Raw genomic sequence first — 15,155 nt, 5'->3', positions numbered from 1 at the left:
TGACGTCCCTGGCCCTGTCGGCATTTGGTAAGTCAGCGTATAGTTGCCCGGATCAAGTTTGGTAGTCAACGTCAGATCATATCCGGTGCCATAAGCGACACCTGCATATACCTTTTTTATTGCTGCTATCTCGGATCGTTATGATTCCCGGTGCATAATAACGGTAGTTTCCACTCGTTATAGCTGCGTTCATTAGGACCAATTCCCCCGCTGGCCAACTCCGGTTTAACACTGAGTATTGAATTGCCGCCACTCGAGATTTGCGTTACGGTCATCGAAGACTGAGAATCTTCCACTTTACCCGTGAAAGAAATGGTCTTTTTGCCGTCGATTGACACTTCATCGCGCGTTCTCCAGTCTAAGTACCAAGCCCGTTCATCTTTGCTGAAGACAGGCGTTGAGATCTGGAGTGCTTGTCGTCCGGCGGGTACGTAGGCTTTGTCAATTATCGTGAATGCATCGTCATAGCTAATTTTGTATGAGAACCAATCATTCGTAAAAGCTTGAATTCCGTAGAATGGCTGTCCTTGCTGTAATTGAAGCTCGTACGTTGGCTCATTGACTGCTTTCCACTCGCCGTTAGCGTTGACATGCACTCGCTTTCTAAGGTCGTAGCCGGTAGAGCCGCCATCAACACCATACAGATCTAACGTAAAATCAGTCTGTGATGTAATCAGCGTCGATAGATTTGCGCTCTTGCCGAATGCTCCCCGCATCCGATAAGCAATGCTGAACGGATTCTTTCCGTCGGCGGCAGAGAACGTGAAGTTTGCGTTCGCATTATGCAAGTACGCCGGCAAGTCATTAAACTGCATGTCTAACTTTTGAGCATTAATCGGGAAACCGATGCGCTTTTTTTGCAACAAATCAGCACCGGTGATTTTCATCTGGTGGTAATAGGTCATGTAGTTAAAATAGTTCTTGGGATCAAGCTTGTACAAGACCATGTGAAGCACGTATGAACGATTCGTCTGAAGGGCAATATCGTTCGGGATAAGCAATCGACCGCCTTCAATCCCCAAAGAACGCGAGACATCGCCCCCCTCCGGACTCTTGAAGCACTGCATATCCGTTAGATTGCTCGTCAAACCCGTAATTGCTTGGCATCTCTAGCGGAATCTCAAGCGCACCCTCGTAATAGCTGCCCTCAACTAAGATCTTCTCTTCGCCCGCTAGTTTAACGAAGCTATCGGGGAAGTTCTGACGCACCAGACGGAGGGTATACGCTCCTGCCGGAAGCGGCGCCTTAAGCCAGATGCTGTCCACGTCCTGTGCGGATATCGGATCTCCGACCGGCTGATTGGCTGAATTATATAGCCTATAATCCACCAGACCTCCGGATGCAACGCTATTTAGCGAAGCATCGTTGTATCCAATTGCAGAATAACCGTACCCTTCGGACGCAGGCTCGAGAGCAATCGTTCGAAGAGTGCCTCCATCGTTTAACTTAAAAGTAATGTTGTTGCTTGTCATGCCGCTCACGATGGTGGAAGCCTCTATCGGAGCTACTCCCGTTAGCCGGTTGTCCTGAGAATCCCAGTAGTTGGTGTACACCTTTTGATTCACGTAACCGGCCGAATATACCTGTTGGACCGGCGTTTGATTCGTAAAGGTGGAGCCAAGAGCCAGCGTCCGCTTCTCGGTAACTGGACCGAGGTATTTAGCAAGCGAGTACCGGTAGCCATCTTTATCAATATCATAATATGCAACGGCATCCAGACCTTTAGTGACGAAATAATGCTTTGCAGCAAATCGGTCTTTGTACCAGCTGTAATTAATGTCTAGTTGACCCGTGTAGCCGGAAGGAAGTGCGACCTCTACTAGATTGCCGTTGAGATCGATCGCAGTTTCGGCATTCTGAAGCTTTATCTGTTTATTCAAGAAATAACCGTTTTCTCCGTCGGTTAACTTCGTAAAAAAGTCTACCGTATGCGACGTTTGAATCCATGCTTCCGCAGTTTGTTCGATAAACGGAATGGACCACGGATAACTCGCATCATCACCCTGTTCATTAAGCAGGCCCACGAGCACAGGATCGCCGCTTTCGGCTTGGTTCGCATGCAATGCGACGTGCTTCAAATCTGCCGCCGTAAAACGCACGCGCTGATCGTCACGGGTGACGCTGGCCGTATACAGTACGCCGGATCTACCCTTAGATGTATCTCCGGAGACAACGACTTCGTAGTCGAACCCCTTCATGAGATTGTCATAAGGAATGACTATCGCACCGTCTTCGAGTCTCCAACTGCCGACTCTGTAGGTCTCATTAGCCTTAATTCCTTCATTAGCATCGTCTATATAGGGAGGCTGTGTCCTGTACAAGGTCGCAGTGCCTCCGGTCAACGGCTTGCCTTTTTCGTTTTCAGCAGTGACGTAAATCCCTTTGTCAGCGTAGTCTTCTGCATGCTCTACCCGAAAGGTATTCGTCACCGTTAGCGGCTGAGCAAGTCCCGGGTAGGAAATCGTAATCTCTGCCTTATAGAGACCGGTGGTTAACTTGGGCGAAAGCGACGCATTGATGTTCAACCATTCGTTGGATTGAGGGCGAGAGTCATATACGACTTTGTTATCGGCGTTTGTAATGCGCAGCCCGTTCTGAATGAGATTGGTAGGGTCATCTTCCCGGCTGTACACGCCGGTTAATTGAAAGTCCCCGTTGCGGATCTGCAGGCTAGCTGTAAATCTGCTGTCCGATGTATTTGCTGTTAACAGACTTAGGACCGGCGAACCGAAAGAAAGTGTATGTTCGGTCGTCAGATCCAGGGTGTCTGAATACCAATTGCTTGTATAGCCTTGGGCATCGATGGTTTGAAGAATGATTCCATAAGAACCTTTGGTTGCTCTGAACTGATTCACTTGCTCAAACATAGCGATAGCATAATTTTTGATAAGATTGACTGAGCCGCTGCCTGACGGCACCGACAGCCTTGCTGTATTGGCCACGTCCTCATCGGTAAACATCCAGGTAGCTCCGGCAGCAATGGATACGGGCTTGCTCAGCAAGTAGCCCACGCCATCCGACACGCCTGTAGCATTCAGTACGGCCGTACCTGGCTTAGCGATCAGCGAAAAGGATCCGTTAAAGGTGCTTGCCGGGAAAGCAGAACCTTCGTAAGCCACTTGATAATTAAACGTAATGCCTCCGCTTACAGTCGAGCCTTGCATCGTTGAACGAACGGCTGTGTCGCTAATCCGCCAAACGCCCCTAGTCTGCAATTGGCTCCATTTCATCGTAGCAGAATCCAGGTAGAGCTCCGCATTGTCGGCTTGCAATGCGAACACGATTTTTACTTGCTGGGCAGGGCTGAAGGATAACCTCGAGAGGTCGATGACTCCGTCGTTAATCGATGCGTAATAACCGTTCACATAAGCGATGCCACTTCCAGGTAGATTCGTGCCGTCCGTGCTCTGAATCTGAATGGACTGCACCTGGGAAGTCAAAAGAATAAGTGACCGAAGAGACACTGCTCGAACCTTTGTCTTCGTCCGGCAAGGGGAGTTCTTGCGGCGTCGCAGGGACGTAATCGGGCGCGAGTACACCCGCTTCGTCATTCAGGCTTTGTTCTGCATACGCTGGCATAACCATAGCAAAACATAATAAGATGGCGAGAATACTTGTCCAATTTCGTTTACGCATTTCTTTGGTCCCCCCACTATGTTCTTATTCAACAGTACTTTCGAATCATATCATGCTTATCCGGCAGCATTTGTCGAATAATGTAGATGAATACTAAAAAAGCAGCCCGGCTCACCTAAATAACTAGATGAATTCCGGAAACTGCTTTTCAGTCAAATCTTATTAAGATCTATTCGTTAAAATCCGTTTGTTCCGTTCAGCCTGAATTAATCGTCATCAAATGGGCAGCTTCATTAAAAGACACGCAGCTCTACCAGCCTTGCCGTCCGCTCGCGCGGCAGCTTCACGCGCAGCGTGCCGGTCTCGGCGTCCCAGGCGGCGGCGCTGCCCTCATGCGCGGCCGGGTAGGCGATACGCGCACGCACTTGCACGGCGCCTGCTGCGCCGGAAGTGCCAGCGCCGCCTCCGCCCTCCGCCGCCAGCCACGGCAGCGGCAGCGCGATCTCGGCCGCTTCGCCGCCGAGGCGCCAGACCGCGACATAGGCTCGGTCGTCCGCGCGGATGCCGAAGCAGATCCAGTCGTCCTGCTGCGTCGGCAGGCCGAGCGGCCAGAACGGCAGGCCCGCTGCGATGTCGGCGCGCATCGTCTTGTAGTAGTCGAGCGCTTCCTTGACGAGCGCGCGGCGGCGCGGACTGAGCTCGGCGACATGGCCGCTCTGGTGGACGCGGAGCAGCATGGCGTTGACCATGTTGAACACGACTTCCTCGTCGTCGCCCTCGCGCAGCGGATACGACCAGATGGCCGACTGCTCCGGCGTCAGCGCGGACGGCGAAGCCGCGGCGATGGCCGCATATTTTACATAGTCCTCCTGGTCGCTCGTTGACTGAATACTGTGCCTGCTCAGCATGGCGTAGTCCATGCGCATGCCGCCGCTGGAGCAGTTTTCGATAACCAGGTCCGGATACCGCGCGAAGATGCCGTCCAGCCAGGCGAGATACGCCCGGTTGTGCTGCAGCAGGCCGTCGCCGAAGCTGTCCGCGTCCGTCTCGGTGCCGATGCCTGCATTGATGTTATAGTCCATTTTAATATAACCAACCCCATAGTCTTCGACGAGGCGCCGAATGACTTCGTCCGCGTGCGCGACGACGGCGGGGTTGCGGTAGTCCAGCTGGTAACGCGAGCGGTCCTTGACACGCTTGCCGTGACGCATGAAAAACCAGCCGTCGTCGGCGTCCGCCAGCTTCGGACTGTTGATGCCCATGACCTCGAGCTCCAGCCAGAGACCGGGAATCATGCCTTTGCCGCGGATATAGTCGAGCACGAACTTGATGCCCTCCGGAAACCGCGCCTTGGAAGGCAGCCACTCGCCAACCCCGTCCCACCAGTCGCCGTCCGCGTACCAGCCCGCGTCGATGCAGAAATACTCGCTGCCGATGTCCGCGGCCGCGTCGATGAGCGGGAGCAGCTTTTCGGTCGTCGGCTGGCCCCAGAGGCAGTTCATGTAGTCGTTAAAGATGACGCGCAGCAGCCGGTTGTCTTCGTTGGGACGCCGGATCGCTCTCCGGTAGCGGGTCAGCTCGCCGATCGCCGCGTCGAAGCCGCCACGCGTCGCGCCGACCGCCGCCGGCACGGAGACGAACGACTCGCCCGGCGCGAGCTCGCGCCACCACTGATTGTCGTGCTCGGTCGGCCCGCTCACGAGCAACGTCAGACAGTCGAACTGGTCGATGATCTCCCAGTGCCAGGAGCCGTTGTGCTCGATCTGCCAGAACAGCTGCGTATTCGTTTCGAAGTTGTCCAACACGGCCATCGGGATATGTTCGGCCGCCGCCCAGGAGCCCGTATTGCTGCAAGTAATGCGCTTCGAGCTGCGGTCGGTCATATGCGAGAGGCCAAGCTCGGGCAGCGAGTACGTCCGCCACTGGAGCTCGCTTTGCCAGCCGCTATGCGGAATGGAGACGGACATCTTGTCGTCGCGGTCCAGCGCGCCTTCTTTGTCGAGCCCCGTCAGGGCGAACGTAGACACGTACTCGACGCCCAGCGGCGAGGCGCCCTTGTTCGTCAACGTCGTCCAACAGCGCGTGACGGCAATGCCGTCGTAAAATTGGAAATGCGAAACTGCCTCGAGCCCCGTCTCGGGGTCGGCCAGCGTTACTTCGAGCTTGCGGCCCGGGCCGACGCGCGCATCGCTGTGCGACCGGTATTGCATGCGCAGCCCCGGATAGGTCGCTCTATGGGTGCGTCCGTGGTACTCGGCGCGGTCCTCGCCGGTTAGTTGCAGCTCCAGCAGGCGGAAGCCGGGAGCTTGCTTGTCCGACACCGTACCCGGCCGGTACGGCTCGGGTCCGAAATGCATCAATCGCGCGTCCCCTTGTTCCGTCACGTCTATATGCAGATGAAGGCCGTTTTCGGCGATTTCGATCGTCTTGTTCATTTTCGGCACACTCCCTCAGGTGTTCATAAACGAGCAGAACCCAGTCCCCGGGAGGGCTGAGTTCTGCTGCTGTCGGATGCCGTCTATGCGGCGTTCGGCGCCAATTCGATTATTGAGCGGAGCCCAACTGCGTCCAGGCTTGCTGAATCTCGGTGATTGCCTGGTCCTTCGTCTTGCTCTTGCCGACATACGCCTGCATGATCTCGCCGAACTTCTGGTGGAACGTATCGAGCGAGTAGTTGACGGACAGATCGCCGGACTTCTCAGTCTTGAGGATCTCGTCCATCGCCTTCGGCATTTGCAGATCCGGCAGCGGGGCGTCCTTGATCGGCGGGATGACCTTCGCGACGTTCGAGAACCAGCTCTTGCCGTAGTCGGACGTGTACAGCCAGTTGAAGAAGTCGATCGTCTCGCGGGCGACCTTGGAATCCTTGTTGATGCGAAGCGCCTGGTCGGCGCCCGTGATGATGACCGCTTGCTCGGGTTTGTCGCTGACCGGATAACCCATGATGCCGATCTGGATGTCCGGCGTGATCTTCTCGATCGCTTCTTCGTCCCAAGCGCCCTTGCCGGTCATGATGGCGGCCTTGCCTGCGGCGAAGTCGCCGACTTCGGCGTTGCTGTCGCGCTCAAGCGGCTTGTCGGTGCCGTGCGCGATCGTCGTGTCGACGAACTTGAAAAAGTTGTCGGCCAGCACCGGATGATCCTTGAACGTCGTCTTGCCGGCGATGAAGTCGGCGACCAGCGTCTTGGCGTCCGTGCCCGAATCCTGCGCTGCGGCGTCCACGAAGTGTTGGAACACGTGCTTCCAGGTCCACCATTCCTTGTAGGCGTTGGCGAAAGGCGTGATGCCCTTGGCTTCGAGCTTGGCGATCGCGTCGTCGAGCTGAGCGGTCGTCTTTGGCACTTCGGTGATGCCTGCTTCCTCGAACAGCTTCTTGTTGTAAATGAGCGTGAACAGGTTGCCCTTGACAGGCAGACCCAGCACTTTGCCGTCGCTGGACGTCATGTTGCTGCGAACGGCGTCGGTCATCGCTGCCGCGAGCGGTTCGTTGGTCAGGTCCGCGCTGTACTCGGCGAAAGTGTCGATGTCGCCGCCCGCCGTCGTCTGGAAGACGTCCGGCGTATTGCCGGAAGCGATACGGGACTTCAGGACCGTGTTGTAGTCGGACTGCATGATCTCGAGGTTGATCGTGACGTTCGGCTTGACCTTCTTGTATTCGGCGATATAGGCGTTAAAAGCGTCCGTGTACTCCGGCGAAGCCGTGAACATGTTGATGGTAACCGGCTTGTCAGAGGTACCCGCAGATGCGCTCGCAGACGAGCCTGCCGAAGCGCCGGCCGATGCCGACCCGCTCGATGCCGCGTTGTTGTCGTTGTTGCCGCCGCATGCGGCCAGCAGACCGGCCATCATCACTGCGCTGACGGATACGCCCGCAATCTTTTTAAGCATGTATGTTGCCCCCGATTCGTTAGTGATTTTGCGCTACGATGCTTATATTAAAGAACCGAGGCCGGCAACCCAATGCATTTAAGTAATCTCTTAAGGGTAAAAAAAGCGGCCTGGCCCGCGGTTCGCTTTTTTACCCTTCTCCCGAATACGGAAAGTTATACGCACCTGTACCATGCGCTCGTCGGAGGGTGTTGCGGTGACTTCAAGGGGCTGAACTGCTCAGAGTCGGGGCGAGAGCCGCGGCGGGACGCGGTTGATTCGTGCACAATTATTGTGTACGATGGCTGTCCTCGCGACGGCCGCGGCGGGACGCGGTTGATTCGTGCACATTTATTGTGCACGATGGCTGTCCTCGCGACGGCCGCGGCGGGACGCGGTTGATTCGTGCACATTTATTGTGCACGATGGCGATCCTCGCGACGGCCGCGGCGGGACGCGGTTGATTCGTGCACATTTATTGTGCACGATGGCAGCCCTCGCGACGGCCGCGACGTGATGCGCTCGTTTCGTGCACATTTTTTGTGCACGATGGCTGTCCTCTCGACGGCCGCGGCGGGACGCGGTTGATTCGTGCACATTTATTGTGCACGATGGCGATCCTCGCGACAGCCGCGGCGGGACGCGGTTAGATTCGTGCACATTTATTGTGCACGATGGCGGTCCTCGCGAGAGCCGCGACGGGACGCGGTTGATTCGTGCACATTTATTGTGCACGATGGCTGTCCTCGCGACAGCCGCGGCAGGACGCGGTTAGATTCGTGCACATTTATTGTGCATGATGGCGGTCCTCGCGAGAGCCGCGGCGGGACGCGGTTGATTCGTGCACATTTTTTGTGCACGATGGCTGTCCTCGCGACGGCCACGGCGGGACGCGGTTGATTCGTGCACATTTTTTGTGCACGATGGCTGTCCCGCGAGTTCAGGGGCGGCTCGCGCCCGCCAATCCCGAACCTATGGCGCTCCAGCGCCCTGCGCCCGGTATTCCGTAGGCGACAGCCCGACGTAGTTGCGGAACGCCTTGGAAAAGTAGTTCTTGTCCTTGAAGCCGAGCATCTCGGAAATCTCCTGAATCTTCAGCTCCGGCCGGTCGAGCAGCGCCTTGGCCTTGTCCATTCGCACCTTCTGCACGTACTCGTGGATGCCGTAGCCGTAGTGCTGCTTGAACAGTTTCATCAGGTATTCCCTGCTCAGGAAGTACCGCTCGGTGAACATGGAGATCTTGATGTCCTCGAAGTAATGCTGCTCGATGTAGCGCTTGATCTCGCCCACGTCGAACGCTCTCTCCGGCGACAGCGCGGCGCGCGCCAGATCGGCGTACCGCTCGCAAATCCCGCAAAGCAGCATCTCGTACTCGTCGAAGCCGGCATAGTCCGCGGACAGTCCGAGCGCGCCCAGCGGCCCGTCGCCGCGGATGCCCGCCACGGCGGCAGCCCCGCCGTCTCCGCCCGAGCCCCCGCGACCCTCCGTGCCGGCAGCCGGCAGTCCCAGCTCGAGCGCCACCTCGCCGAGCAGGAAGAGCAGTTCCTCCAGCAGCCGATCCGCCTGCTTGAGGCTGAAGCGGCCCCGATCCCGCACGCCTCCCAGCAGCTGCTGGACGACCGTACGCGCCTGCGCGGCGCTGCCCGCCTCGATTGCCGCGCGCAGCTGCGGCATGCGCACTGCAAAAGAAACGGCCGGCGCGCCCGCCTCCTTACGCTCCGCTCCCGCCTCCTTACGCTCTGCTCCCGCGTCCTTGCGCTCCGCCCCCATCTCCCTACGCTCTGCCCCCGCGTCCTTACGCTCCGCCCCCATCTCCCTACGCTCTGATCCCGCGTCCTTGCGCTCCGCCCCCGCCGGCTGAAGCGCGTCGCCGCGGAACAGATCGACGCCGTCCGCCGCCTCGGAAGCGGCGTCATAGGCGTCCGCCAAGCCGCCGACCGCGACGCCCGGCCCGCTCAGTCCCGCCGCCGTGCGGAGGCCGAACAGATCGTGCAGCCCCTGCGCGATCTTGCGCGCGAAGTGCGCGGCGCGGAACGCGAGATCCTCGGGATAACCTCCCGTCATCGCATGGATGACGATCAGCTCCCGGTCCCGCTTCGGGTTCGCCAGCCCGAAGCTCTGGAAGCCCGCCTCGGCGAATTCGCCGACGACGTTGGCCGCCGCGTAGTGCAGGAGCGCGGTCTCGCCCTTGAACCGGCCGGCCGCGACCGCGTCCAGGTTCAGCAATCGAAGTACGGTTACGCCGAAGCGCGTCCCCGGATCGTCCGCGCCGATCAGGCGCAGGTACGCCTCGCTGCTGCCGGCTCTGAAGGTGCGCGCCAGCAGCGACAAGTAGATGTTCTCCTTGAGCTTCGGCAGCGACATGTTGAGCGCGATATCGCGGTCGATATTGCCGCGCTTGGCGTCCCGCCGGGCGTCCAGAACGCCCGCCGCTTTGGCGAGCGCCTGGTTAAGGTCGCCCCGGTTGACCGGCTTCAGCAGGTAGTCGACGACCCGCGCGCGGATCGCCTGGCGCGTATAGTCGAAGTCGTTGTAGCCGCTGATCACGATCGTGAACAGATCCGGATAATCCCGCTCGACGACTTGGAGGAACGCGAGCCCGTCCATGACCGGCATTTTCATGTCGACCAGCACGAGGTCCGGCCGCTCCCGCTCCAACAGCGCCAGCCCCTCCTGGCCGTCCGCGGCCTCCAGCACCTCGCCGATGCCGTGGCGCGGCCAGTCGCCCAGGATGCGGATCGCCTCGCGCGTCGGCTCCTCGTCGTCAATGATCAAAGCTTTATACAAGACGTCCGCCTCCCCCCTCGAGCTCCTCATCCCAGCGCCCCGTGCCCTGCGTTCCGCATCCGGTTCCCTGATCCTTCGCGGCCGTTCGCCGCCTCCTGCGACTCTCATCCGCATGCCCCGTGCTCTGCGTTCCGCATCCGGTCCCCTGCTCCTTCGCGGCCGCTCGCCGCCTCCTGCGACTCTCATCCTCATGCCGCGTCCCCCGCGTTCCGCCCCCGGTCCCCCGCTCCTTTGCGGCCCCTCGCCGCCATGCATCCGGACCCTCATCGCGATCCCCCCGCGGGAATACGCATGCGCAGCTCCGTGCCCGCTTCGAGCGCCTCGATCTCGAGGCCCGCTTCCCCGCCGTACAGCAGCTTCAGGCGCGCGTCCAGATTGCGCAGGCCGATGCTCTCGCCGCTGCGGTCCTCCCAGGCCTGCCCGAAGGAAGCCTGGACCTCGCGCAGGCGATCCGGCGCGATGCCCGGTCCGTCGTCGCGCACGGCGATGACCGCCCGGTCTTCCTCCATATAGACGGACACCGCGATCTCGACCGGACGCTGCACCTTTTCGACGCCATGCTTGATCGCGTTCTCCACGAGCGACTGGACCGACAGCTTCGGAATCGACAGCTGTAGCAGCGCTTCCCCGATGTCGTACGTCATGACGACGCGACTGCCGAATCTCGCCTTTTGCAGCATCATGTACCTTTCCACGTGCTTCAGCTCCTCATTCAGATAGACGACGTCCTTGCCGCTGATGCAGTAGCGCAGCGTCCCGGCGAGCGCATCGACCATGTCCGCCACGTCGTCGTTGCCGCTCTTGAGCGCCTTCGTCGATATCGCCTGCAGCGCGTTGTACAGAAAATGCGGATTGATCTCCGCCTCCAGCGCCTTCAGAATCGCGCTCTGCTCCGTCAGCTTCATCTTGTACCGTTCGTTGATCAACTCGTTCGTCCGCCGCGCCATGAGATTGAAGTGCTTGGACAAATACGCGATCTCGTCGCGCCCGCGCACCTCGGTCACCGTCTCGAAGTCGCCCGCGCCGAACCGGCTCATCTCCTTGGACAGCCGCTTGAGCGGCCGCGTGATCGCGTTCGAGGTCAGGATGACGAGCCCCACCGCGACGACGAGGAAACCCAATCCGATCCAGAGACTGATGCGCCGCGCCTCTACCGCCGTCCGGTAGATCTCGCTGAACGGAATGGGCTTGACGAGCCGCCAGCCGTCCCGCGCGTCGACGTTTTCGACGACCAGATAACGCCCGTCCGGTCCCTGCCAGTTGAATCTTTCCTTCGCCTCCTCCGCGTGGAGCGCGCGGACGAAGTCTTCGTCGTCGGCTTGCCGCCGAATAGAACACGGGATCGTCGACGTGAAACGGCGTGTCGTCCGCATCCAGCAAAATGGCGTGCTCCCCCCTCGGTCTTGGGCATGTCCGCCATGATCGCGTTTTTGGCCGAATCGTTCACGTAGAAGCTGAGGACGGCGCGCGCCTGCCGGTCCCTCAGCGAACGCAGCACCCGGTGATACGCCATGTACACGCCCTCCGGCGCCGTGCCGTACCCGGTCTCGCGCGAGAGGACCAGCGACTGCACGCCCCGGTTGTGCGAATCCGCCATCGCCCGTTTGTACCAGGCCTGCTCGGGGATGCCGTCGTCCAGGGCGGCGCGCACCGTCACGTTGTACCGCTCGCGGGTCACGTACAAATACTTGCGTTCGTCGACCAGGTACAAATAGATGCTCTGCAGGTCGGATCTCGCGTAAAAAAGCGAACGCAAATAGTCCTCCAGGTAGAGCCGGGAGGCGTAGTCCTCGCCCTCGCGCTCGATGGCGCGCATGAGCGGATCGTAGGCGATCTGCGGCAGCGACAGCTGTTCGAGCTCGCTCATATACTTGGCGTAGTTCTGGTTCACCAGCTTCAGGTTGCTCCGGTTGCTCGCGATGCTGTTCGCCACGGATTCCCGTTCGATGATCTTGTACGCGATGAACGTCAGGCTCGAGACGATCAGAATGATGATGGAGGTGAACAGCAAGATCAGCTTGTTCACCAGCCTGCGGGACGGGGCCTCTCGCAGCCGGCGCCCCGTCTGCCGCAGCCATTGCGGAAATATATGCATAAGCGCCTCCGGTTCCAGTTCACCTTATTACCCTTAAGTGATTACTTAAATCCATTTAGGACGTATTCGACGCCGTTTTATAATGCATTATAGCCTAAACCCGTCACACCACAAGAGAGAAGAGGTGCCGCTATGGCCTCGTTTTACCGCAAATGGCGCTCCAAGATGGAGTTCGGCCTGTTCACGCTGCCCGTTCTGATCTGCGTGGCCGTCGCCTTTTACATTCCGTTCGTCATGACCGTCCGCTATTCGCTGACCAAGTGGAACGGCATTTCCAAACATCCCAAGTTCATCGGCCTGGACAACTTCAGACAGATCTTCACCGGCGACGCCAACTTCACGAACGCGGCCTGGTTCACGGTCAAGTACGCCGTGCTGTATATCGTGCTCATCAACGTGCTGGCCATTTTGCTGGCGCTCGTCCTGGACGCCAAGCTGAAGTCGAAGACCTGGCTGCGCGCGGCCTTTTTCATCCCGTACATTCTCAGTCTCGTCATCGTCGGCTTCATCTGGAAGTTCATCTTTATGCAAGGCTTCGAGTCGCTCGGCAGCAGCACGGGCTGGCATATTTTCAAAATGAGCTGGCTCGGGGAGCCGGGACTCGCCTTCATCTCCGTGCTGTTCGTGTCCATCTGGCAGTCGATCGGGTTCTATCTGGTCATCTACATCGCGGGCCTGCAGTCCGTGCCGGGCGACCTCAAGGAAGCCGCCGTCGTGGACGGCGCCGGCCCCGTCCGCCGCTTCTTCAGCGTGACGCTGCCGCTGCTCGCGCCGTCGATCACGATCGCCGTCTTCATGGCGCTGACCAACTCGATCAAGGTGTTCGACGTCATCCTGTCCCTCACCGGGGGCGGTCCGGGCGGCACGACGTACAGCGTGGCGTACGACATTTACCGCGACACCTTCACGAACAACCTGTACGGCTACGGCACCGCCAAGGCGCTCATCCTGTTCGTCGCCGTCCTGATCATCACCGTCATCCAGCTCACCATCTTCAAGCGCAGGGAGGTAGAGGCCTAATGTCCGCTTCGAACAAAGCCGCTCGCTGGATCGGCGAGATCGTCATGGTCCTGCTCTCCCTCGCGTTCCTGTATCCGCTCTTCCTGGCGATCTTCAACTCGTTCAAGAGCTTTCAGGAAGTCATGTCGGACGTCATCGCGCTGCCGCATCATTGGACGTTCGCCAACTATTCGTACGTGTGGAAGTTCATCAACTATCCGCGCCTGTTCCTGAACAACACGATCATCACCGTGCTGGGGCTTGCGGGCATCGTCCTCGTCTCGTCGATCGCCGCCTACAAGCTGGCGCGCACGAAGTCGAGACTGAGCGGCATCGTCTACTTCATCTGCATCATGCCGATGCTCATCCCGTTCCAGTCGATCATGCTCACGGTGCTCAAGACCGCGCGGTTCCTGCACCTGTCCGACAGCACCTGGGGACTCGGCCTGCTGTACTGGGGCTTCGGCGCGCCGCTCGCCGTCTTCATCTATCACGGGTTCGTGAAAGGCATTCCGAAGGAGCTCGACGAGAGCGCCATGATCGACGGGGCTTCCGGCTTCGGGCTGTTCTTCAAGATCATTTTCCCGCTGCTCAAGTCCGTCACGGCGACGATCGTCATCATCGACGTCATGTGGATCTGGAACGACTTCCTGCTCCCGCTCCTCATGGTCAACGGCTCCCCGACGACCAAGACGCTGACGCTCGCGGCCTACACGTTCGTCGGCCAGTACACGTCGGACTGGCAGTACGCGATGACCGCCATGGTGATGGCCGTCCTGCCGTCGATCGTCGTGTTCATGTTCCTGCAAAAGTACATCGTCAAAGGCGTCGTCGCCGGCGCGGTGAAAGGTTAAACGAAAAACGTAGAACGAAGAAGCCGCCATACGAAAAGCCGAAATCGATCAAAAAAGACATCTGCCCTCGAAAACGGGAGCAGATGTCTTTTTAATCGATTTTCTGTGAAGCTCGGGAAGAGTTCTTCAGTGCCTTCCCCCTGTATTAAGGAGCTTTAGTTATATATGTGGTTTTCATACCAAAACCGAACCACAACCAGGCACCTCTGATTGTGGTCTAGTCGGTCGTCATTACTTTTCTCTGCTTACGGCAATTTCCCGGAGAGCTTGTTTGGCTTCGGTCAGTGCGGCAAGCTTTTTTAGCGTCCAACACCTTTAAACCGCTTTTCGCAGGCGGAATGCGTGTCCCATTCAACTTAAACGGCGTGTACGGTGATTTTGCTCCCATAACAGCGGCCTCCTCTTAATCAGATTGTACAATAAAACTCCGCATCTCGTCCATGAAACCCAGCGTAGTGATGATATGCGCTACTTGGGGGAAAACTTCTTCGGCAAATCCCACGTCATACTCTTTAAGAATTGCGATGTATAGCCCCAGACGAAAACGACCAGGGTTTCTAGTAAATAGCACAATTTTTGCATCACTAAAAGGAACTTCGGGAACAACAAGCTCTGTTTGCTCTTGTTGCAAGCAGAGTCTGATGAGCTCTAAATCTTTCGGATAGAAACTAGTCGGATCAAGCTTGCCTCGCATTACTAATTCATGTTGTTTACCGACACGATATCCGGCAATTTCGCCCTGTCCCGGCTTTTCTGTAAAAAACATCATTCTGTAGTCTTTTTTTTCTTAGACCAAGATTAACAGCTATTGTTTCAGTAACAGTCAGTAAGAGGTCATGAAAAGCTTCCTCTTTATCATTTGTATTTACTGAAAAATCCATCGCTTCTGTTGCGGCTGCAAACTCTTCCTTATACAGCACCAACGGTGTAACGGGCTCGTCCTCAATTTTCGCTATCCACATGTTCCATATGTAAT

The 15,155-nt window shown here is 58.0% G+C and carries 10 protein-coding genes; 2 read left to right on the top strand and 8 right to left on the bottom strand.

The annotated features are described in order from the left end of the window. Positions 1–125 precede the first annotated feature (125 nt). The 7 genes from OMP40_RS20895 to OMP40_RS42040 form a co-directional block, all read right to left on the bottom strand. On the bottom strand, positions 126–1,022 hold the full coding sequence (locus tag OMP40_RS20895; protein ID WP_277534250.1) for a hypothetical protein: 897 nt from the start codon (positions 1,020–1,022) through the stop codon (positions 126–128). Then, complete coding sequence (locus OMP40_RS20890) at positions 1,012–3,366, bottom strand: hypothetical protein (RefSeq protein ID WP_277534249.1); 2,355 nt, start codon at positions 3,364–3,366, stop codon at positions 1,012–1,014. The genes OMP40_RS20895 and OMP40_RS20890 overlap by 11 nt, the downstream gene beginning before the upstream one ends. Positions 3,367–3,870: 504 nt before the next feature. Beyond that, complete coding sequence (locus OMP40_RS20885; RefSeq protein WP_277534247.1) at positions 3,871–6,012, bottom strand: alpha-galactosidase; 2,142 nt, start codon at positions 6,010–6,012, stop codon at positions 3,871–3,873. 109 nt (positions 6,013–6,121) lie between these two features. Continuing rightward, complete coding sequence (locus OMP40_RS20880; protein ID WP_277534245.1) at positions 6,122–7,465, bottom strand: extracellular solute-binding protein; 1,344 nt, start codon at positions 7,463–7,465, stop codon at positions 6,122–6,124. Positions 7,466–8,416: 951 nt separating this feature from the next. Continuing rightward, complete coding sequence (locus tag OMP40_RS20875; protein ID WP_277534244.1) at positions 8,417–10,231, bottom strand: response regulator transcription factor; 1,815 nt, start codon at positions 10,229–10,231, stop codon at positions 8,417–8,419. 263 nt (positions 10,232–10,494) lie between these two features. Continuing rightward, entirely contained in the window at positions 10,495–11,268 is a 774-nt protein-coding gene (locus OMP40_RS42045) for a sensor histidine kinase (RefSeq protein ID WP_420872026.1), read from the bottom strand. Between the two features lie 113 nt (positions 11,269–11,381). Beyond that, positions 11,382–12,326, bottom strand: coding sequence for a hypothetical protein (locus OMP40_RS42040; RefSeq protein WP_277534242.1), 945 nt, complete (start codon positions 12,324–12,326; stop codon positions 11,382–11,384). Positions 12,327–12,458: 132 nt separating this feature from the next. Between OMP40_RS42040 and OMP40_RS20860 the strand changes: the two genes are divergently transcribed. After that, complete coding sequence (locus OMP40_RS20860) at positions 12,459–13,346, top strand: carbohydrate ABC transporter permease (RefSeq protein WP_277534240.1); 888 nt, start codon at positions 12,459–12,461, stop codon at positions 13,344–13,346. After that, complete coding sequence (locus tag OMP40_RS20855) at positions 13,346–14,179, top strand: carbohydrate ABC transporter permease (RefSeq protein WP_277534238.1); 834 nt, start codon at positions 13,346–13,348, stop codon at positions 14,177–14,179. Before OMP40_RS20860 ends, OMP40_RS20855 begins: the two co-directional genes overlap by 1 nt. Positions 14,180–14,582: 403 nt before the next feature. On the opposite strand, the gene OMP40_RS20850 is transcribed toward OMP40_RS20855, so the two are convergent. Further along, on the bottom strand, positions 14,583–14,948 hold the full coding sequence (locus OMP40_RS20850) for a hypothetical protein (protein WP_277534237.1): 366 nt from the start codon (positions 14,946–14,948) through the stop codon (positions 14,583–14,585). Positions 14,949–15,155 lie beyond the last annotated feature (207 nt).

The sequence above is a fragment of the Cohnella rhizosphaerae genome (genome assembly GCF_029525575.1).
GTDB classification, from domain to species: Bacteria; Bacillota; Bacilli; order Paenibacillales; family Paenibacillaceae; genus Cohnella; species Cohnella rhizosphaerae.
This window is presented reverse-complemented; position numbering and strand designations above follow the sequence as displayed.